General features: G+C 67.2%; 14 protein-coding genes. 9 read left to right on the top strand and 5 right to left on the bottom strand.

From position 1 onward, the window contains the following. The first annotated feature begins 4 nt into the window (after positions 1-4). From ASC66_RS08535 to ASC66_RS08505, 7 genes are all read left to right on the top strand, one after another. A complete protein-coding gene (locus ASC66_RS08535) occupies positions 5-946 on the top strand; it encodes a carbohydrate ABC transporter permease (protein WP_082492170.1) in 942 nt (313 codons plus the stop codon). Next, positions 939-1,871, top strand: a complete 933-nt coding sequence (locus ASC66_RS08530) for a carbohydrate ABC transporter permease (protein ID WP_082492169.1) — start codon at positions 939-941, stop codon at positions 1,869-1,871. Before ASC66_RS08535 ends, ASC66_RS08530 begins: the two co-directional genes overlap by 8 nt. A 3-nt stretch (positions 1,872-1,874) precedes the next feature. Continuing rightward, positions 1,875-4,229: a glycosyl hydrolase family 95 catalytic domain-containing protein gene (locus ASC66_RS08525; RefSeq protein WP_082492168.1), complete on the top strand. Its 2,355-nt coding sequence runs from the start codon at positions 1,875-1,877 to the stop codon at positions 4,227-4,229. Next, the gene (gene yicI, locus ASC66_RS08520) at positions 4,226-6,574 is read left to right on the top strand and encodes an alpha-xylosidase (RefSeq protein ID WP_055837616.1); all 2,349 of its coding nucleotides are present in this window, start codon (positions 4,226-4,228) and stop codon (positions 6,572-6,574) included. The genes ASC66_RS08525 and yicI overlap by 4 nt, the downstream gene beginning before the upstream one ends. Further along, positions 6,574-8,019: a GH1 family beta-glucosidase gene (locus tag ASC66_RS08515; protein ID WP_055837613.1), complete on the top strand. Its 1,446-nt coding sequence runs from the start codon at positions 6,574-6,576 to the stop codon at positions 8,017-8,019. The genes yicI and ASC66_RS08515 overlap by 1 nt, the downstream gene beginning before the upstream one ends. Positions 8,020-8,091: 72 nt before the next feature. Next, positions 8,092-9,312, top strand: a complete 1,221-nt coding sequence (locus ASC66_RS08510) for an ROK family transcriptional regulator (protein WP_082492167.1) — start codon at positions 8,092-8,094, stop codon at positions 9,310-9,312. Between the two features lie 70 nt (positions 9,313-9,382). After that, the gene (locus ASC66_RS08505) at positions 9,383-10,414 is read left to right on the top strand and encodes a LacI family DNA-binding transcriptional regulator (RefSeq protein WP_055837608.1); all 1,032 of its coding nucleotides are present in this window, start codon (positions 9,383-9,385) and stop codon (positions 10,412-10,414) included. 4 nt (positions 10,415-10,418) lie between these two features. Here the strand turns inward: ASC66_RS08505 and ASC66_RS08500 are convergent, their stop codons facing one another. Genes ASC66_RS08500 through ASC66_RS08480 form a run of 5 tightly spaced genes read right to left on the bottom strand, consistent with a single transcriptional unit; the run spans position 10,419 to position 17,630 of the window. Then, positions 10,419-12,005 (bottom strand): glycoside hydrolase family 43 protein, encoded by a 1,587-nt coding sequence (locus tag ASC66_RS08500; RefSeq protein WP_082492166.1) that lies wholly within the window; start codon positions 12,003-12,005, stop codon positions 10,419-10,421. Further along, positions 12,005-14,398, bottom strand: a complete 2,394-nt coding sequence (locus ASC66_RS08495) for a beta-xylosidase/alpha-l-arabinosidase (RefSeq protein ID WP_055837604.1) — start codon at positions 14,396-14,398, stop codon at positions 12,005-12,007. Before ASC66_RS08495 ends, ASC66_RS08500 begins: the two co-directional genes overlap by 1 nt. A gap of 2 nt (positions 14,399-14,400) precedes the next feature. Next, positions 14,401-15,276 carry a carbohydrate ABC transporter permease gene (locus tag ASC66_RS08490; protein ID WP_055837602.1) on the bottom strand — a complete coding sequence of 292 codons (876 nt, stop codon included), beginning with the start codon at positions 15,274-15,276 and terminating at the stop codon, positions 14,401-14,403. A 1-nt stretch (position 15,277) separates the two neighbouring features. Further along, positions 15,278-16,327: a carbohydrate ABC transporter permease gene (locus ASC66_RS08485; protein ID WP_502691587.1), complete on the bottom strand. Its 1,050-nt coding sequence runs from the start codon at positions 16,325-16,327 to the stop codon at positions 15,278-15,280. A 10-nt stretch (positions 16,328-16,337) separates the two neighbouring features. After that, a complete protein-coding gene (locus ASC66_RS08480; protein WP_082492226.1) occupies positions 16,338-17,630 on the bottom strand; it encodes an ABC transporter substrate-binding protein in 1,293 nt (430 codons plus the stop codon). 313 nt (positions 17,631-17,943) lie between these two features. On the opposite strand from ASC66_RS08480, the gene ASC66_RS08475 reads away from it, so the two are divergent. Further along, positions 17,944-19,182 (top strand): multidrug effflux MFS transporter, encoded by a 1,239-nt coding sequence (locus ASC66_RS08475; protein ID WP_055838452.1) that lies wholly within the window; start codon positions 17,944-17,946, stop codon positions 19,180-19,182. Between the two features lie 41 nt (positions 19,183-19,223). Beyond that, positions 19,224-19,907: a phosphatase PAP2 family protein gene (locus ASC66_RS08470; protein WP_055837598.1), complete on the top strand. Its 684-nt coding sequence runs from the start codon at positions 19,224-19,226 to the stop codon at positions 19,905-19,907. Positions 19,908-19,959 lie beyond the last annotated feature (52 nt).

Below are 19,959 nucleotides of genomic sequence, written 5' to 3'. Positions count from 1 at the left end.
CAACATGAGCGCACCAGCACTTGTCACAGCCTCCCGGCGCCAGTGGTCCGGCGCCGGGAGGTGGTGGACACCATATGTGTTCATCGCCCCGTTCGTCGTCCTGTTCGCGGTGTTCCTTGTCGGTCCCATCCTCATCGCGATCGTCAACAGCCTCTTCTCCGAACAATCGTCCGGGCTCGGCTTCGGCGGTTCCGAAGTTCTCTTCGTCGGTCTTGACAATTTCGCACGCGCACTCGCTGACTCCGACTTCGTCACGAGCTTCGGTCGAGTCGTGCTATTCGGCGTCGTGCAGGTGCCGATCATGCTCGCCATCTCCGTGGTGCTGGCGTTGCTCTTCGACTCCGGACTCGTTGCAGGCTCGCGTTTCTTCCAGCTCACGGTCTTCCTGCCCTACGCCGTCCCCGGCGTCATCGCCGCACTGCTCTGGGGTTTCCTCTACCAACCATCGGTGAGCCCGATCATTCAGGGACTCGCCTCGATCGGCATCGACGTCAACCTTCTGGCGCCGGGAACCGTGCTCTGGTCCATCGCCAACGTCGCCACATGGTCGACTGTCGGCATCAACATGATCATCCTCTTCTCGGCGTTGCAGGCGTTGCCCCGAGAACTGTACGAAGCGGCGAAGCTTGATGGCGCCGGTCAGATTCGGATCGCCCTCGGCATCAAACTCCCGATGATCGCGCCTGCGCTTCTGCTCACGACCGTGTCGTCGATCATCGGGACGCTGCAGTTGTTCAACGAGCCACAGGTGCTGAAGAGCATCACGGCGAACATCTCGAGCGATTACACCCCCAATATGGCCATCTACGCGGCCTCGACGCTGGGCAAGGATTCCCACCTCTCGTCGGCGATGGCCATCCTGCTCGGTCTCGCGACCCTGATCATTTCCCTGATCGTGCTGAAGGCGACCAACCGCTCCTCACAGAAGAAGGCCACCGATGGTTAATAGCGTGCTGCCCGTGACGCAGTCGAAGCCGTTGCCCCCGCTGCGGACGCCTCTGCCGCAGAAGAACGTTGTCAATGCTGCCGAGCATGTGAGTCGACCGTGGAAGATCCTGGTCACCGTGGTCATGCTCATCGCCGCGGCCTACTTCCTCATCCCGATTCTCTGGCTCGTGATCGCCTCGACCAAGTCGACAGGTGACCTGTTCTCCACCCCGGGATTTGTCTTCGCCGATTTCAATCTCTTCAACAATCTGGCGGCTCTCAGCAGCTACGAGAACGGCATCTTCTGGCGGTGGGGTCTCAACTCGATCATCTACTCGGTGATCGGTTCGGCGCTCACGACGTTGGTCTGCGCGGCAACCGGCTACGCCCTCGCGATCTACAGCTTCCGCGGCCATGGCACGCTCGTCGGCATAATCCTGGGAAGCCTGTTGATCCCGGGAACCGTCCTCGCGCAGCCGACGTACGTGCTGCTGGTGAACCTCGGGCTGAACAACAGCTACTGGGGGATCCTGCTCCCCGCACTCGTCTATCCATTCGGCGTTCTGCTCTGCTACATCTTCGCCCAGTCGACGGTGCCCATCGAATTGGTTGAAGCCGCGCGTCTCGACGGTGCGAATGAGTTCCGCATCTTCGTCTCTGTTGGGCTCCGCCTGATGTCATCGAGCCTGGTCACTGTTCTGCTGTTCGCCTTCTTGGGCAGTTGGAACAGCTACCTCCTGCCGCTGCTCGTTCTGACGGACTCCCAGCTCATGCCGCTCACCGTCGGGCTCACCGGCTGGAGCCAATCCTCCATCACGATCCCCGGGCTGCAGATCCTCACCGTCGTCGGCTCTCTGGTTTCGGTGATCCCCATTGCCATCGTCTTCGTGGCCCTGCAGCGGTTCTGGAAGACCGGCCTGACCGCGGGCGGGATCCGTGGTTAGCCGGTGAGCGCACTCAGCTATGACTCCCCAGCGGCGCTCTGGCTTGAGGCGCTACCGCTTGGCAACGGCACGCTCGGCGCTATGTGCTGGGGTGGCGCGGACGTTGTGCGCTTTGATCTGAACGACGAGACGGCATGGTCCGGCAGCCCCGCCAGCGAAAGTCGCCAAGGCGGGGTCGGGCCGGAAGACGCCGCGCGACTGCTCGAAGAGGCCCGCACCCTGATTGGCGCCGGCCGGCCGATCGACGCCGAGCGCGCTGTACAAGCGATGCAGTCGGACTACAGCCAGGCGTATCTTCCGCTCGGACGGGTGACGCTCCGCCTGCCGGCCAGCTCCACGACGGGATACCGCCGAACCCTTGACCTCGGCTCTGCGGTGCACACCGTCAGCACGAACGCCGATACGAGCGATGCGCTCGTTCAGACGACCCTCGTCTCCAAACCCCACGGGGTGCTCATGCATGTGATCGACGGCTTGCCGGATGGCATCGTTCCCGCCGTCGAGATTCACAGCCAGCTGCGTGAACTCGGGCGACGAGACGGAGCGCTCTGGCTCCGTCTCCCATCCGATGTCGCACCCGGACATGAGACGCGCTTTCCGGCGGCGAGCTGGTCCGATGAACCGGGCGCAAGCCTTGAGGCCGCCATCGTCACGCGCGTCGTCACCGAATCGGCGGGCCCTGCCACGGGATCCACCGGGAACCGTGTCGTGCTCTTCATCGCTACCGGAACGAGTTACGCCGGCATCGGCCAAACGACCGTCGGCACCGCCCGTGACGCCGAGATGGCGGCTGAGCTGCGGATCGACGCGGCCATCGCGGCCGGGTCGGCGATCGTTCTCGCCGAGCACATTGCCGACCACCGTGCCCTCTTCGACCGTGTCTCGATCTCGCTCGGCGAGCCGTCCGGCGCCCCGAACGCCAGCAGCGACGCCAGAGTCGCCGTGGCCGCCGGCCACGAGGGCGGCAGCCTCGTCGCAGACCCGGCGCTCGCCGCACTTCTCTTTGACTACGGTCGATATCTGCTGATCGCCAGCTCACGCGCTGGCGGCCTTCCGGCCACTCTGCAGGGAATCTGGAATGAGCAGATGCAACCCCCGTGGAGCTCGAACTACACCACGAACATCAATCTGCAGATGAACTACTGGGGCGCGGATGTCGCCAATCTGCCCGAGACGGCCGAGCCGCTGTTCGACTTCATCGAGGCGCTCGCCGAGCGCGGACGCGACACGGCGCGCCGGCTCTACGGGGCCAGGGGCTGGGTCGTGCATCACAACTCCGACGCCTGGGGCTTCACCGCTCCCGCAGGCGGTGGCACGGGCGATCCGGCATGGGCGTTCTGGCCGATGGGTGGGCCGTGGCTGATCCGCCACTTGCGCGAGCGGGAGGCCTTCGGCGGCGGGCCGCTCCTCGCCACGCGTTTCTGGCCGGTGCTCCGTGGGGCGGCCGAATTCGCGCTGGACTGGATGGTGCGGCTGCCAGACGGCGGCTGGGCCACCTCGCCATCGACCTCTCCCGAGAACCGCTACCTGTGCCCCGATGGGCGCACCGCATCGCTCAGCACCTCGACCACGATGGACATCTCTCTGCTCAGAGAGTTGTTCCAGACAGTGCTCAGCACCGCGGCCGAGCGGAGCGCCGCGGATCGAATCGAAGACCTGGCGTTCGTGCGTGAGGTCGGCGAGCGACTCGACGCGATGCCGGACGCACCTGCGCTCGGATCGAAGCGGGGAATCAGCGAGTGGGCAGACGACGCGCCCGCAGCTGATCCACACCATCGCCACCTCAGCCACCTCTATTCCCTGTTCCCGGGAGGCGTCGTCGCTGATGCGGCCGTCCGCCTGGCGGCAGAACAAAGCCTCGTCGATCGAGGCGATGACTCGACGGGCTGGTCGCTGTGCTGGAAGTTGGCACTGTGGGCTCGCCTCGGCCGGGCCGACAAGGTCTCGGATTTGCTCCGCCTCGTGTTCCGCCCGGCCGAGACGGGCGCAGGACCGTTCGCGGGCGGGCTCTACCCGAACCTCTTCGCGGCTCATCCACCGTTCCAGATTGATGGCAACCTCGGCTTCACCGCCGTGCTCGCCGAGGCGTTGTTGCAGAGCCATGACGGCACAATCAGCCTCTTGCCCGCTCTTCCGACCGAACTGCGATCTGGCAGTGTGACCGGCTTCGTGGCGAGGCCGGGGGTGCTCGTTGACATCGAGTGGGCCGACGGCGCTTTGCGTTCGGCAACGCTGCGCGCGCGCGGCGCACCCGTTCAGGCGCGCATCCGCTATGCCGGCCGCACAACGCACCGCCTCATCGATACCAGCGGCATCCGACTCAGCAGTACCGATTTCGACGAAAGCGACACCGCATGAAATTCACCGATGGCTTCTGGCAAGTGCGGCCCGGCGTCGATGCCCTCTACGCGCAAGAGGCGTATGACATCGAAGCGCACAATGACGCGAGCGGCACGGATGTGTTGCGCATCTCGGCACCGACCAAGGTCATCGAGCGTCGTGGCGACGTTCTGAACCGCCCACTGTTGACGGTCAGCCTGTCCTCTCCGTTGGATGGCGTCATCCGTGTGCGAGTCGAGAAGAAACTCGGGGGCCTCTCGAGCCAGGGCTTCGAGCTCGTGGGAGCGGAGCCGGGCCACGGCATAGTCGCTGTTGGCGAGGCTGGCGGCACGGTGAGCGCTGGCCCCCTCACGGCGCGCATTGCCCAGGGAGCTCCATGGAATTTGAGTTTCGAGGCCAACGGGCAGACCCTGACCAGCAGCGGTCACAAGTCCATCGGCTATCTCAGCTTGGACGCGGGCGCGCCGATCGCCGCCGAGCCCGCCGGTGTGTCCGGCGTGACGACGACCGGTCTGGCCCCGGCATCCCGCTATGTGCACGGGCGACTCTCGCTCGGAGTCGGCGAGCTCGTCTACGGACTCGGTGAACGCTTCGGACCTCTCGTGAAAAACGGACAGACAATCGACATTTGGAACGCCGATGGTGGCACCTCAAGTGAACAGTCGTACAAGAACATTCCCTTTTATCTGACGAACCGCGGCTACGGCGTACTCGTCAACCACCCTGAGCACGTTTCATTCGAGGTCGGAACGGAATCGGTCGAGGAGGTGCAATTCTCGGTGGCGGGGGAGACCCTCGAATATCTGGTGATCTATGGCCCCAGCCAGAAGGAGATCCTCGAGCGGTACACCCGGCTCACCGGTCGGCCGGCCCGCGTGCCGGCCTGGTCGTATGGTTTGTGGCTCTCGACGTCCTTCACGACGCAATACGACGAGGCGACCGTCACGAGCTTCATCGACGGCATGGCCGAGCGCGAGCTGCCGCTCAGCGTCTTCCACTTCGACTGCTTCTGGATGCGGGAGTTCAACTGGACCGACTTCGAGTGGGACCCGCGGGTCTTTCCGGACCCCGAGGGCATGCTCGACAGACTGCACGAGAAGAAGCTGCACGTCAGCGCATGGATCAATCCCTACATCGCCCAGCGCGCGCCCATTTTCGAGGAGGCGAAGCAGGCAGGCTACCTCGTCACCAAGCCCAACGGCGATGTTTGGCAGTGGGACTTCTGGCAGGCGGGTATGGGCCTCGTCGACTTCACGAACCCGGATGCCGTCAGCTGGTTCCAAGACAAGCTCCGCCACCTGTTCAACCAGGGCGTCGACGCCATCAAGACCGACTTCGGCGAGCGCATTCCCACCGATGTCGTCTGGCATGACGGTTCATCACCGCTCGTGATGCACAACCTCTACTCTCAGCTCTACAACAAGGCCGTGTTCGAAGTGCTCCAGGAGCACCGGGGCGAGGGCGATGCCGTGCTCTTCGCGCGCTCTGCCACCGTCGGCGGGCAGATGCAGCCGGTGCACTGGGGCGGAGACAACTCGTCGAGCTTCGAGTCGATGGCCGAGACACTGCGCGGCGGACTCTCGCTGGCGTTCAGCGGTTTCGGCTATTGGAGCCACGACATCGGCGGATTCGAGGGGATGCCGGATTCCGCCGTGTTCAAGCGCTGGCTGGCATTCGGCCTGCTCTCCAGCCACTCCCGCCTGCACGGCTCGACGAGCTACCGTGTGCCGTGGCTGTTCGACGACGGCAGTGAACCGGCTGGGCAGAGTGCGGTCGAGGTCACGCGCCGTTTCACGACCCTGAAGCTCGAGTTGATGCCGTACCTCTACCAGGTCGGGCTCGAGGCGCACCGCCGCGGCATCCCGTTCATGCGCCCGATGCAGCTCGAGTTCGGCGACGATCCGGCGACCGATTACCTCGATCGGCAGTACCTGCTCGGGGGGGAGCTACTTGTCGCCCCGGTGTTCAGCGCCGCCGGCGACGTGCAGTACTACCTGCCGGCAGGCACGTGGACCAACTATCTCACCGGGGAGCGGGTCACCGGCCCCACCTGGCGCCGCGAGACGCACGCCTTTGACAGCATCCCGCTGTGGGTGAGGGAGGGGGCCGTCCTCGTCACCGGCGCTCGCCACGACCGCCCGGACTACGACTACACCGATGGCGCACTTCTGACCGTCTACCCCGGATTCAACGGCACGCGCACCGTCGAGGTCGCGAACCCGCTCGACGGTACCGCCGCCCTGTTCACCGTCAGCGGCGACGACGACGGCATCAGCATCACGAGCGAGGCCGCGCACGCATTCGGCGCACGCCGTGCCGGTGGCAAGATCATCACCTCGATCGACGGAAAGGTCACACTCTAATGGGCACGCAGGGCAATGCCGACTACCGCGACTCCGGCCTCGTCTTCCCCGATGGCTTCATCTTCGGCTCGGCGACCGCGTCGTACCAGGTGGAGGGAGCGGCACAGGAAGACGGCCGCGGGCCGTCCATCTGGGACACCTTCAGCCATACACCCGGCAAGGTCTGGAACGGCGACACGGGCGACATTGCGGCCGACCACTACCACCGCCTGGACGAGGACCTCGACCTCATGAAGTCGCTCGGGCTGCACTCCTATCGCTTCTCCATCGCGTGGCCCCGCATCCAGGCGAACGGGCGGGGACCCGCCAATCCGGCGGGGGTCGCGTTCTATGAGCGGCTCGTCGACGGGCTGCTGGCCCGCGGCATCCGCCCGATTGCAACGCTCTACCACTGGGATCTGCCTCAGGCGCTGGAAGACGAGGGCGGCTGGGCAAACCGCGACACGGCCTACGCCTTCGCGGACTATGCGCGCATCATGGGTGAGGCGCTCGGCGATCGCGTTGACACGTGGACGACCCTCAACGAGCCGTGGTGCTCCGCCTACCTCGGCTACGGCTCCGGAGCACACGCGCCAGGGCGCACAGACGGCGCAGCGGCGCTCGCCGCCGTACACCACCTCAACCTCGCGCACGGCCTCGCGGTCACCGCGTTGAGGGAAGTGGTGAGCAACGACCCCGACTTCTCGATCACCCTCAATCTGCACGTGCTGCGCGGAGAGGGGGAGTCTGGCCCAGAGGCGGTGCGCCAGATCGATGCACTCGCGAACCGGGTGTTCCTCGGGCCACTGCTCGATGGCGCGTACCCGGCGGATGTCTTCAACGACACCCGTGGAGTCACCGACTGGGCGTTCATTCTTCCCGGTGACACCGAGATCATCCACCAGCCACTCGACGTGCTTGGCGTCAACTACTACTCGACCACCCTCGTGCGAGTCTGGGATGGCGTCTCGGAACGTCAGAATTCTGACGGGCACAAGGATGTCGGCGGCTCGCCGTGGCCGGGAGCCGACCGAATCGAGTTCATGCAGCAGCCCGGTCCGTACACGGAGATGGGCTGGAACATCGAGCCGGCCGGCCTGGAAGAGCTCCTGGTCAGTCTGCACGAGAGTTATCCGAATCAACCCTTGATGATCACTGAGAACGGCGCGGCATTCGTCGATGAGCTCGTTCAGGGGCTTGATGGCCCTGCGGTGCACGATGAGGAGCGCACCGATTACCTGCGCAGGCACTTCACCGCTGCGCACAGGGCGATGGCCCGTGGTGTCGACCTCCGTGGCTACCAGGTGTGGTCCCTGATGGACAACTTCGAGTGGGGCTACGGCTACTCGAAGCGGTTCGGCATCGTGCACGTCGACTATGACTCTCTTGCTCGCACCCCGAAGGACAGCGCCAAATGGTACGCGGAACTCATTGCGAACGGAGTGCTTCCACCAGCGAATGACTGAAGAGCGGGTCAGCGGGGTCAGATGCGCACCGAGCCCAGATGCGCGCCACTAACCTTGACCGTGACGAAGGGGATGGCCGTGCACGGTAACAACAACGACGATGTGAGACGGCACAACCTCTCGACCGTTCTCAGCCTGGTGCACCGCAACGGCGCGACCGCGCGCTCGCAGCTCACCCGCATGACCGGCCTGAACCGTTCGACGGTCGCCGCACTGGTCGCCGAACTCGTCGAGCTGGGCCTGGCCATCGAGCGAGAGCCAGACCCCACCAAGCAGGTCGGACGTCCGAGTCCGGTCGTCGCTGTCGATCCCCGCGTTGTCGCGTTGGCCGTGAACCCCGAGATCGACGCCGTGACCATTGCCGTCGTCGGCCTCGGCGGTCGTGTGCACCGTCGCATCCGTCATGCCACCGAGCGATCACCGAGCGTCACCGAGGCCGTGGCCATCGCCGAGTCGGTGATCGCGGCATTGCGTGGAGAACTCGATACCGGATTCCGTGTCGCCGGCATCGGTCTCGCCGTCCCCGGCCAGGTTCGCTCCAGCGACGGCACGGTGCGCCTGGCCCCCCATCTCGACTGGGTCGATGCGCCGATCGCAAGTCTGCTCTCGGCGGCGAGCGGATACCCGGCATTCGCGGCGAACGATGCGGGCCTCGGAGCGATCGCCGAGTGGCACTTCGGAGCGGGGCGCGGACGCCGGGATCTCGTGTATCTGAATGGTGGCGCGAGCGGTATCGGCGGTGGCATCATCGCCGCCGGCGCTCCATTCGGCGGTGTCGGCGGATTCGCCGGGGAGTTCGGCCACATTCGAGTGAGCGCGGTGGACGTCGCCGGCGCGCACCTCGACTCTGCGGGCATCGCCGGCACTCTGGAATCCGAGGTGCGCCTGAGCGCCCTGCTCTCGGTACTGGGGCTCGGTGCGGAGCGCGCAGAAGAGCTGGATGGCGCACTGGCGGAGGCGCTCGCCGCCGATGGCGCCACGGGCGACGCCGCACGTGCGGAGGTCGCCCGCCAACTCGGCCATCTGGGCACGGCGCTCGGGGCTGCGGTCAACGTGCTCAACCCGGAACTCGTCGTGCTCGGTGGTTTTCTCGCATCGCTCCTTGCCGCCGACCCGGCGGCGCTCGATGCGGCGCTCTCCCGTTCGGCCCTCGCCGCGCCCCGTGAAGACGTGACCGTCGTTCGTGCCGAACTCGGGCCGAACCTCCTGATGGTCGGGGCGGCGGAACTGGCCTTCGCCCCGCTCCTCAGCGACCCCGCCGGCTTCAGCTGGCCGATTCAGCCGGGGCGCTGAGCGCAGGGTCGCGATCTCGGCTTCGCGCGCCCCGAGCCGCGTTCGCAAGTCTCGGAACTAAGATCGAAAGATGCAGATCAATGTCGCCGAAGACAGCAGCGAACGCGTGACGCTCGCTGACCTCGCGGAGGAGGCCGGTGTCTCCCTCTCCACGATCTCGAAGGTGTTGAACGGGCGTACGGATGTCGCCGTGGCAACCCGCGAGCGCGTCGAAGAGCTTCTGCGGGAGCGCGGATACATGCGCCGCGGTGGCCGGGCGCAGCCCAAAGCCGAGTTGATCGAACTCGTCTTCCACGAGCTCGACAGCATCTGGTCGATGGAACTCATCAACGGGGTCGAAGCGGTCGCGAAGGAGCACGGACTGAGCGTCGTGCTCACCGTGAGCGGCAGCCGCCATTCTCCGGATCCTGACTGGATCGAGGGCGTCATGCGCCGGCGTCCCGTCGGGGTCGTCCTCGTCTTCTCCGACCTCGCCCCCGAGTACCGGGAACGCCTGCGCGCCCGCGCCATCCCGTTCGTCATCGTCGATCCGGCCGGGGACCCTTCTCCGGATGCCCCGTCCGTCGGCTCGGCGAACTGGTCGGGTGGGCTCATCGCCACCCGCCACCTCATCGAGCTCGGGCACACCCGCATCGCCGCGATCACCGGCCCGGAAGACATGATGTGCTCCCTGGCGCGGCTCGACGGCTTCCGCTCGGCGATGAACTCGGCCGGGCTGCGCATCGTTCCGGAGTGGATTCAGTTCGGCGACTTTCATGCGGCGGGCGGCCGCGACCGCGCGAACACGATCCTCGCCGGTCCCGAGCGGCCGACGGCGATCTTTGCGGGGAGCGATCTGCAGGCACTCGGGGTGCTCGACGCGGCGCGCGCCAGCGGGCTGCGCGTGCCGGAGGACCTCTCCATCGTCGGCTACGACGACATCCCGCTCGCCCGCTGGGTGACCCCGCCGTTGACGACGGTGCACCAACCGCTCAGGCGCATGGGCGAAGAGGCTGCGCGGTTGGTGATCAGACTGAGCGAGGAGACGGTGGAGTCGACCCCGCGCATGGATCTCGCCACGAGCCTGGTCGTGCGCGACAGCACAGCGCCACCGGCGGCCTGAACGCCTAGTCGTTGACCGACAGCTCGAAGCTGTCGACATCGACGTGCCCGGTTCCGTCGCCCACCGCGAACATCCCGATCCAAGCCCCGACGAAACCGCCGGCGAAATCCGGTGAGAGCGGCGTCAGATCGGCCGTGGCGACGAGCACCGGCTCCCCGTCGGCCCGCACGGACAGCTCGGCGCCGAAGCCGTCGAGCGTGAGAACGAGCTCGGCGGCCGGCGGGAACCGGTGGGGGAGCGATACCGCGCCCAGGGTTGACACCGTGCCCGCGACCACGAGGCGCACCTCTGCGGTTGCGTGACCAGTGGCGTCGGCATGCATGACGAAGCTCAGGTGGTCACTCTCCGAGAGGCGCAACAGCAGCCCGGCCTGAGTGCGGGATGCCGGAGTGGCCGTATTGACACTGAGCTCGAGCCGCGTCGCCACGGTGACGTGCATCGACGGCAGGCGTCGACCGAGGAACGCCAGCGGGCCCGTCTCCGTTGCGCTCCCCGTGCCGGCCAGGAGCCGCAGATGGCCGGGGCGTGCCGTGAGCGACATCCGCTCGGCCCCTGAGGAGCGCAGCGTGTTCCAACCCAGCTCCAGTGTCGGTGCGTCGAAATGGTCGAGGAAGCGTGTCGGTCGTTGCGCCTGATCGGGCACGCCGGGCGCATCGATGCTCTGCAGCACCCGGGCGACTCCCGGAGCGAAGAGCAGCCGCTCGGACTCCCAGCCGACCGGAACGAGATGCGTCTGCCTGCCGAGCAGGCTGGCGACGCCATCGACGGTGTGGGTGGCCAAGAGCGTCGCCCAGCCGGTGTCCGCCGCTGCGCCGCCGGCGCTGTCGACGGCATCCACCAGATCGGCATGGCCGACGTTGATGATCGGCGCACGCGCCCCCAGATCGCGATGCGTGAGCCGGGGATTGCCGGGATCACCCGTGTACGGCCCCGTGATCTCGTCGGCGAAGGCCACCGTCACGGCGTGATCGCGCTCCGTTCCGCCCTCCGCCGCGAGCAGCAGCCAGCGGCCGTCGTGGCGGAACAGGTGGGGCCCCTCTGCCCAGCGGGCTCCCGCGAGGGCGCCGCGCCAGAGCACGTGGGTCTGGCCGATCGCCTGAAAGCTGACCGGGTCGCGCTCCGAGAGCCACACCTCCGTCTGTTCCGCCCACTCGCCCTCCACGGCGAGCCGGGTGCCGCAGAGCCACACGCGATCCCCGTCGAAGGTGAGCGAGGGGTCGATGCCGCCGACATCGTCGAGCCACAGCGGCTGCGACCACGGGCCGGCCGCATCGCGCGCCGTCACGAGGAAGTGGCCCTGTCTGCCCGTGCCGTGCACGAGCGTGCAGACGACGTGGAACAGTCCGTTGTGGTACCGGATCGTCGGTGCGAAGAGACCTCCGGATGCCGGGACGCCGCTCAGATCGACCTGCTCGTCGCGATGAACAGCGTGCCCGATCAGTTCCCAATCGACGAGGTTCGACGAGCGGTGGATCGGCAGCCCGGGGAAATACTCGAACGTCGAGGTGACGAGGAAGTACTCGTCTCCGACGCTGCACACACTGGGGTCTGGATGACATCCGGGCAGAACCGGGTTGCGGTAGCGACCCATCAGCGCTCGGCGTCGACGGCACGCTGCCAGGCCTCGGAGCGCAGACGCCGCGTGTGGTCGACCCGACGGGTTGATCCCTGCAGCTGCACCGTGTGCGAGAACGTCAGATCGGCGCTTGAGCGCCCGACGCTCAGCACGATCGCACCCGGCTCCACGATCCGCTCGCCGTCGCGTCCGGTGAACGAGGCGAGGTCGGCAGGAACCACGAAACGCACCTCGGTCTGCTCGCCGGGCTCCAGTGCGACGCGCAGGTATCCGACGAGGCGTTGCACCGGGCGCACGACGGAGGCCACCGGGTCGTGCAGGTAGAGCTGAACGACGTCGGTTCCGGCCCGAGAACCGGAGTTGCGCACCCGCAGGCGCAGGGAGGCCTCGCCGTCGATGGCGATCTCGGTCTCATCGCCCGCGAAGGAGCTCCACTCGAACTGCCCGTAACCGAGGCCGTGCCCAAAGGCGAACGCGGGGCTCGGATCGATGCTCGACACGTCGGTGGCGCGGGCGAGAGCCGGGGCGAGGTAGCTGGTCGGTTGCGCGCCGGGAGTCGCCGGGACGCTCACGGGCAGGCGCCCGCTCGGGTTGACGCGCCCGCTGATCACGCCGGCGATCGCCGATGCGCCCTCTTCGCCCACGAAGAATGCCTGCACGATGGCCGCGGACTCCGTGGCCGCGGAGCCGATCGCGTACGGACGACCGGTGAGCAGCGTCGTGACGCTCGGCGTGCCGGTGGCCAGCACCGCATCGACGAGCCGTTGCTGCGCACCGGGGAGCTCGAGTGACTCCACGTCGCAGCCCTCTCCGCTGGTGCCGCGCCCGAACAGTCCGGCGCGGTCGCCGAGTGCGAGCACGACGATGTCGGCGGATGCCGCGATGGCCACGGCATCCGCAATGCCATCGGTCTCACCGCCGTCGACGCTGGTGCCCAGTGCATGCCGGATCTCGCTGTCCGGGAACTCGATCCGCAGCGCATCGAGCAGCGTGGGGATCTCGATGCCGATGGCAACACCCGGGTGCTGCACGACGACGTGGGATGGGAAGGAGTAGCAGCCGAGCATCGCATAGGGATCGTCGGCGTTCGGCCCGATCACCGCGATTGATGCGGGGGACTGGAGCGGGAGCACACCGCTGTTCTTGAGCAGCACGACGGCCCGCTCTGCCAGCTCGCGCGCGAGCTCGCGGTTGCCGGCCGAGTCGAGGTCGACGCTGCCCCGCAGCGCATCCGTCGAGCTGAGGTCGGCGCCGGCGAGTGCGGGCGGAACGGCAGACCAGTCCGGGTCGAGCAGACCCAGCTCCGCCTTCTGCAGCAGCACGCGCCGCAGCGCCGTGTCCACGAGCGACTCGGCGACGACGCCATCGGCGACCGCGGCGCGCAGAGGCGCCCCGAATGCCTTCACCGTCGGAAGCTCGACATCGATGCCCGCCTCGAGGGCTGCACCGGCGGCCTCGGCCCATGTGCCGGCCGTGCCGTGGAGCAGCTTGAGGAAGGCGACGGCGAAGTAGTCGGCGACGACCGTGCCGGTGAAGCCCCAGGTGTCGCGCAGCAGACCGGTGAGGAGCTCGCGGTCTGCCGCCGACGGCACGCCGTCGATGTCGGTGTATGCATTCATGACGCTGCGGACGCCGCCGTCGCGCACGGCCATCTCGAACGGCGGCAGCAGCACATCGGCCAGCTCGCGGCGCCCGATCGAGACCGGGGCGAGGTTGCGGCCGGCCCGCGACGCCGAGTAGCCGACGAAGTGTTTCAGGGTCGCGACAACCCCGGAGGACTCGAGGCCCTTGACGTAGGCCGTCGCGATCGTGGCGACGAGCTGAGGGTCCTCGCCGATCGTCTCCTCGACGCGCCCCCACCGGGCATCGCGCACGACATCGAGCACGGGGGCCAGACCCTGGTGCACGCCGACGCGGCGCAGGTCATCGCCGATCCGCCGCGCCATGCGCTCGACGAGATCGGGGTCGAAGGATGCGCCCCAGGACAGCGGAACGGGATAGGCGGTTGCGCCCCAGGCCGCGAAGCCGGCGAGACACTCCTCGTGGGCGACGGCCGGGATGCCGAAACGGCTCGCGGCCACGATGCGCTCCTGTGTGCGCATCAGCGAGAGGGCCCCGACGGCGGCATCCACCGGCGCGGAGCCGAACGGGCGGGTCAGCTGGCCGAGACCGAGCGGAAGCAGTTCGTCCAGGTCGACGGTGTCGTTCAGATCGTGTTGGTGCGGGGCGACGTCTCCGCCCTCGTCAGACGCACCGACCCAGACGCCGTAGAGCTGGGCGAGCTTCTCGTCGAGCGTCATGGCATCGATGAGCGCCTCGACGCGCTCTGTGGCGGGCAGTGAGATGTCGTGCCACGCGTCGGTGCGCGTGTCGGTGATCGTCGTCTGCGTTGCGGGGATCGAGTTCATGGTCATCCTTTGACTGCGCCGCTGAGTCCGCCGACGATGCGGCGTTCTGCGAGGGTGAAGAAAATGAGTGCGGGCAACATGGCCAGCGAGGTGAAGGCGAGAACGAGGGCGGTGTTCTGCGAGTACTGGGTCGAGAAGGCCTGCACGCCGAGCGGCAACGTGTACGCGGCCGGGTCGTTCAAAACGAGCAGGGGGAGGAGGTAGCCGTTCCAGCTGCCGACGAAGGCGAGCACCCCGACCGTCACGAGGCCGGGGCTGGAGAGGGGCAGCAGGATGCGCCAGAAGAAGCCGACACGGCTGGTTCCGTCGATGGATGCCGCGTCCTCAAGCTCCTCCGGGATGGCGCGAAGGAACGGCACCAGGATCACGATGGTCGTCGGGAGGGCGAAAGCGATCTGCGGAATGATGACGCCGATGATGGAGCCGAGAAGCCCGAGGTTCTGCAGCAACAGGTAGAGCGGCAGGATCGCGACGGAGAGCGGGAAGAGCAGCCCGGCGGTGAACAGCGTGTAGATCGTTCCCCGGCCTCGGAACTCGTACCTGGCGATGACGAAGGCCGCCATGACACCGAGGAGCACGACGCCGATCGTCGTCACCAGCGCCGCCAGGGTGCTGTTGCCGACCTGGGTCCAGAACGACGGCGAGGTCAGCACGGCGGCGTAATTGTCGAGGACCCAGGGGTCCGGAAGTCCGTTCGGCCGTGCGGCGAGCTGACCGGTGGTGCGGAATCCGCCGAGGATCACGTAGGCGATCGGAACGACGGTGATGCCGATGCAGACGAGCGCGACGAGATAGACGAACGGCTGTCCCCAGTCGAAGCGGCGCCCGGCGGGCGCGCGCCGTGGAGCAGGCAGGGATGGCAGGGTGATGGTGGCCATGTCAGCCAACCCTTCTCGTGAGGGCGCCCTCGGTGTCGCGGCGGAGCACGAAGCGCTGATACACGATGGCGATGGCGAAGGAGATGATGAAGAGGATGACGGCGACCGCGCTTCCGTAGCCGTACTGCGAGCGGGTGAAGCCGAAGTTGATCATGTACGTCGCCATGGTGGATGTCGCGTTCGCCGGGCCGCCGCCCGTCATGATCCACACCAGGTCGAAGAGCTGCAGCGAGCCGATGATCGACAGGAACGCCCAGATGCGGATGGTCGGGCCCAGCAGCGGGATTGTGATGTACCGCTGGATCTGCCACCAGGATGCGCCGTCGATCTGCGCGGCCTCCGCGAGCTCTTCCGGAACGCCCTGGAGGCCGGCGAGGAACAGGATGATCGCGAAGCCGACGTACTTCCAGCTGATGACGGCGAGCATCGTCCACAGCACGATCGTCGGGTCACCGAGCCAGAGCTGCACGGCATCGCCGAGCCCGACACTCGTCAGCAGCGCGTCAAAGGGGCCGCTCGGCTGCAGGAGCAGCAGCCAGGCGACTCCGGCGATGACCTCGGAGAGCACGTAGGGCACGAACACGAGCACCCGGAAGAACGAGCGACCCCGCATGGGGCGGTTCAACAGCAGGGCGATTCCGATCGCGATCGGACCCTGAACGAGGAGCGACGCGATGACGAAGAAGAAGTTGTGCCCGATCGCGCCGATGAACACCGGGTCGCTGAGAGCTCGAACATAGTTGTCCAGGCCGACGAAGTCGGTGAGCGGGCCGATGCCGTTCCACTTGAAGAAGCCGTAGTACCCGGCCAGGCCGACAGGCACCATGACGAACAAGAGGTAGACGACGAGCGCTGGGCCGGCGAAGAGGGCGATCTCCACCCGGCCGCGCCGCCTGTTGCGGCGCTTGTGCGCTGCCCCCTCTGCGCCCCGGTTGATCGGGGCATCGTGCTGGACTTCGGCGCGACCGGGCGCCGGCCGCGCCGAAGCGCGACCGGCGGGCAGGCCGCTCTGATCGTTGTCCGTGTGACGGACGAACTGGTTCGAGCTCACGAGAGGATCCCTACTGCTGCGCGGCGGCGTCGTTCATCGCGGTGACGATGTCCTCGGCGCTTCCCTGGCCGGCGAACATGTTGGCGACGGCGTCGTTGAGCGCCCCACCGACATTGTTTCCGTAGGCGATGTCGAGCCAGAGCTGCACGTAGCTGGCGTCGTTGCGCGCCTCCAGCAGCGCGACCATGTTCGGATCGGTGACGCCGCTCTCTGAGCCAGCGGTCACCGGGAGGCCGGCACCGGTCTCCGCGAAGCGGGTCTGCACGTCGACGCTCGAGATGTACTTGAGCAGTTCGACGCACTCGGGCGGAGCGGATGCCGAGCAGGAGTAGCCGTCACCGCCGCCGAGCATGGCGTCGGCCGCGCCGTCTGCCCCCGCGACCGCGGGGAACGGGAACCAACCGAGGTCGTCGCCGAGTCCTTCGCCGTCTTCGGTCAGCCCACCCATGACGCCGGGCTGCCAGTGCCCCATGAGCTCCATCGCGGCGTTGCCGTTGGCGAGCAGCCCGGCAGAGCTCGTTGCGCCCTGCTGAGCGGAGGTTCCGAGGAATCCGTCCTGGAAGGGCTCGGTGTCGATGAAGGACTGCAGCTCCTCGCCGGCTTCGGTGAAGCACTCGTCGTCGAAGACGAGGTCCTTGGCGGCATCCTGCAGTACATCCTGCCCACAGCTGCGCAGCGCGAGCCAGTACCAGTAGTGCGCGGCCGGCCACTTGTCTTTGGCACCGACGACGATGGGGGTGATGCCGGCGGCCTTGAGCTTGTCGACCGCGTCGTTGAGCTCGTCGACGGTGCTCGGAGCCTCCGAGATGCCGGCCTGCTCGAACAGAGCCGTGTTGTACCAGACACCGGAGATGCCCATGGAGAAGGGAAGGCCGTACGTCTTGCCGTCGACCTGCCAACCGGCGGCGGATCCACCGATGAGCTCGAGCTCCTCGGCCACGTCATCGCTCACGTCGAGCAGCTTGCCCGCCGCGACCTGGTCGTTCATCTGCCCGCCGCCCCACTGCTGGAACAGGTCCGGCGGGTTGTTCGACTGCAGTGCAACGGCGACCTTGGTCTTCAGCTCCTCGTTCTGGACAGCGGTGACCTCGATGGTGACGTTCGGGTGTGCCTCCTCGAACTCCGTCGCGACGTCCTGCCAGAAACCATTGAGGGGCTCGCCGGTTCCGTTGTGCCACCACGTGAGTGTCACGTCGTCGCCGGCGGCGGCGGTGTCGCCGCCGGTGCTGCAGCCGCTGAGCGCGGCCACCGCGAGACCTGCCGCTGTCGCCAGCGCGACGAGCCGTGTGCTGCGTCTGTTCATCATTGAACCTTTCGAAAGTTTCGACAACTGCGTCGAAAGAAATCTGGACCTGTTGAATATACGTCGGAACGGATATGCAGTCAAGCGCAACATATTAGGTCCGGGCCGGGGAGCCTTCGTGCCGGCTCGCGGCATCCGGTAGCATTGCGAGGTTGCCAGCATCGAATCGATTCGATTGCGCTGGAACAGAGTTTCGCTGCCGCCGACCGGAGGCAGTTTCGGGGCGCTCTGCCACGCCCACCGTTCAGCTTCAAGGACTTCCGTGACCAGCACCGCAGGCATCCCCGTCATCCGCCCCGACGACACCGCATCCATCCGCACCGTCCAGCACGCGCACCCGGGCGATGCGCTCTCCTCGCGCCAGCGGCTCGTCTACGTGCTGATCCTCGGAGCGCTCACGGCGCTCGGCCCCTTCACGATCGACCTCTACCTGCCGGCCTTCCCGGTGCTGGAGAGCGAGCTCGGCGTCTCGCCGGCAGCCGTGCAGCTGACGCTCACCGGAACGATGATCGGCTTCGGTCTCGGCCAGCTCATCGTCGGCCCGTGGAGCGACAAGGTCGGGCGCCGGATGCCGCTCATCCTGGCGACGCTCGTGCACGTGCTGGCCTGCGTCGGGGCCGCGATGGCCTCCGACATCTTCGTTCTCGGCGGCTTCCGCCTGCTGCAGGGCTTCGGTGCAGCAGCCGGCGGCGTGGTGGCGATGGCAATGGTGCGTGACCTCTTCGGTGGCAAGCCGCTGGTCAAGATGCTCTCCCGCCTCGCCCTGGTCAACGGCCTCGCGCCCGTGCTCGCGCCGGTGATCGGCTCGCAGCTGTTGCTCGTGATGGACTGGCGCGGCATCTTCTGGGTGCTCGCCGCCTACGGCGCCGTCGTCATCGTGGCTGTGTCGCTGTGGATCGTCGAGACCCGGCCGAAGAGCGCGCGCCTGGCATCGGGTGAGAAGACGGTGCTGCAGCGGTTCAGGACGGTGCTCTCCGACCGCACCTTCGTCGGCATCGCGATCGTCGGCGGCATGACATTCACCGGCCTGTTCTCCTACCTCTCCTCCTCGACGTTCCTGTTCCAGGGAACGTACGGCTTCACCGCGCAGCAGTACGGTCTGCTCTTCGCCGCCAACTCCATCGGCGTCATCATCGGTGTGCAGACGAGCTCCTACCTGATGCGCACCGTGCTCGGGCCCCAGTGGATCCTCACCATCACCACCGGCATGATGCTCATCCTGGGCGTCTCGATCATGGTGCTCGATCTGACCGGAGCCGGCCTCTGGGGCACCGTCATCCCGCTCTGGTTCTTCATCACCATGTGCGGCTTCAGCTTCCCTTGCGTGCAGGTCATCGCACTGAACGGTCACGGGCAGGAAGCCGGGACGGCTGCGTCGTTGCTCGGTGCGGTGAACTTCGGCCTGGCCGGGGTCATCTCGCCCGTCGTCGGCATGCTCGGTGTCTCGACCGCGGCGCCGATGGGCGCCGTGATGAGCATCACGGCCCTTGTCTCGATCGTCGCGCTCTGGTTCGTCGTGCGGCCGAGCAGGGTTCCGGAGCTCGCCGCCTGACGTCAAGCGGTGGCCGATGCCGTGCACGATAGCGTTGTCGCATGACAGCTGAGAGCGCCATCCGCCACCGCACGGTTCAGTGGGGAGCGTTGATCGGGGGCCTCGCGGCGATCGGCCTCGCGGCCTTCATCGGCGCCTGGATCACGATCCTGAACGCGGGCGAGCCGTTGGCGGTGGATGCCGCCTGGCTCCAGCTGATGCTCGATACCCGCACCCCGTTCACCGAGGGTCTCGCACTGTTCCTGAACTTCATCGGCGGCGGCAGGGTCGGCATCCTCGTGGTGCCGCTGGCGATCGCCGGGTTGTTCCTGCTGCTGCGCCGGCCATGGGCTGCGCTGTTCTCGATCGCGGCCGCGCTCGCCGCCACGCTCGGGGTGCAGCTGCTCAAGCACCTCTTCGGCCGGGCGCGTCCTGAGGAGATGCTCGTGCACTCCGACTTCGGCTCCTTCCCATCGGGGCATACCGCGAACGCGGCGGCCATCGCCGTCACCTTCGGCGTGCTCATTCCCCGGGTGTGGGTGTGGGTCGCCGGCAGCGCCTATGTGGTGCTGATGGCATGGAGTCGCACCCTTCTCGGCGCGCACTGGCTGAGCGACACCGTCGGCGGGGCGCTCATCGGCGCCGGTGTCGTGCTGGTGCTCTGGGCGTTCAGCGCGCACTGGCTCGAGGCGGAACGCCTGGGCGCGGCGCGAGCGCGGGAGGCGCGCAGGGGCGTTGCGGCCTGAACGGGGGGATCGCGCGTTCTGACGCCCCGCTTACAACGTTGTAGTGTTCACT

The organism is Leifsonia sp. Root4 (assembly GCF_001425085.1).
Taxonomy (GTDB): Bacteria; Actinomycetota; Actinomycetes; order Actinomycetales; family Microbacteriaceae; genus Microterricola.
This window is presented reverse-complemented; position numbering and strand designations above follow the sequence as displayed.

Bases quoted from the DNA above. Each gene is read 5' to 3' on its own strand.
- ASC66_RS08535 (WP_082492170.1), top strand. From the start codon at position 5: ATGAGCGCACCAGCACTTGTCACAGCCTCCCGGCGCCAGTGGTCCGGC.
- ASC66_RS08530 (WP_082492169.1), top strand. From the start codon at position 939: ATGGTTAATAGCGTGCTGCCCGTGACGCAGTCGAAGCCGTTGCCCCCG.
- yicI (WP_055837616.1), top strand. From the start codon at position 4,226: ATGAAATTCACCGATGGCTTCTGGCAAGTGCGGCCCGGCGTCGATGCC.
- ASC66_RS08515 (WP_055837613.1), top strand. From the start codon at position 6,574: ATGGGCACGCAGGGCAATGCCGACTACCGCGACTCCGGCCTCGTCTTC.
- ASC66_RS08510 (WP_082492167.1), top strand. From the start codon at position 8,092: ATGGCCGTGCACGGTAACAACAACGACGATGTGAGACGGCACAACCTC.
- ASC66_RS08505 (WP_055837608.1), top strand. From the start codon at position 9,383: ATGCAGATCAATGTCGCCGAAGACAGCAGCGAACGCGTGACGCTCGCT.
- ASC66_RS08500 (WP_082492166.1), bottom strand. From the start codon at position 12,005: ATGGGTCGCTACCGCAACCCGGTTCTGCCCGGATGTCATCCAGACCCC.
- ASC66_RS08495 (WP_055837604.1), bottom strand. From the start codon at position 14,398: ATGAACTCGATCCCCGCAACGCAGACGACGATCACCGACACGCGCACC.
- ASC66_RS08490 (WP_055837602.1), bottom strand. From the start codon at position 15,276: ATGGCCACCATCACCCTGCCATCCCTGCCTGCTCCACGGCGCGCGCCC.
- ASC66_RS08480 (WP_082492226.1), bottom strand. From the start codon at position 17,630: ATGAACAGACGCAGCACACGGCTCGTCGCGCTGGCGACAGCGGCAGGT.
- ASC66_RS08470 (WP_055837598.1), top strand. From the start codon at position 19,224: ATGACAGCTGAGAGCGCCATCCGCCACCGCACGGTTCAGTGGGGAGCG.